Source organism: Paenibacillus tabacirhizosphaerae (genome assembly GCF_040812395.1).
Lineage (GTDB): Bacteria > Bacillota > Bacilli > Paenibacillales > NBRC-103111 > Paenibacillus_E.
In genome coordinates this window covers 1-540 of record NZ_JBFNXH010000093.1, presented here as the reverse complement: position 1 = coordinate 540, position 540 = coordinate 1, and the positions used below count along the sequence as shown (strand labels likewise).

Annotated in this window: 2 tRNA genes and 1 rRNA gene; all 3 read left to right on the top strand. The window is 48.0% G+C overall.

Annotated features, from left to right (window positions below):
- Nucleotides 1-109 (top strand): 23S ribosomal RNA (locus ABRS97_RS28125); the annotation flags it as partial.
- 155 nt (nt 110-264) lie between these two features.
- Nucleotides 265-356: transfer RNA gene (locus tag ABRS97_RS28120), tRNA-Ser, on the top strand.
- A gap of 25 nt (nt 357-381) precedes the next feature.
- Nucleotides 382-458, top strand: a tRNA-Met gene (locus ABRS97_RS28115).
- Nucleotides 459-540: the final 82 nt, after the last annotated feature.

The following is a 540-nucleotide window of genomic DNA, read 5'->3' as shown; positions in this document are numbered from 1 at the left end:
ATTTCCCAGTATGTAAGACCCCTTGTAGACGACGAGGTTGATAGGTTCGAGGTGGAAGTGCAGTAATGCATGCAGCTGACGAATACTAATCGGTCGAGGGCTTAACCAAAACAATCCCAAGTAAGTGAAGCAGAAGCTGACGAAGCGATTGTCGAATACTTGATTGGGAGCCAGAAAACAACTGGTTCAACAAATACCTACTTTACGCAAGTTTCGTATCTAGTTTTCAGGGAATAATAATTCCTGAGTTATAATATATAGCTTGGAGAGATACCCAAGTGGCTATAAGGGGACCCTCTGCTAAGGGGTTAGACTGCGTAAGTGGTGCGAGGGTTCGAATCCCTCTCTCTCCGCCAGTTCCAACTATATATTACTTTATGTGGCGGCGTAGCTCAGCTGGCTAGAGCGTACGGTTCATACCCGTAAGGTCGGGGGTTCGAGCCCCTCTGCCGCTACCATAATCTTTTTCAAAACCAGATGGAGGCTTAGCTCAGCTGGGAGAGCATCTGCCTTACAAGCAGAGGGTCGGCGGTTCGATCC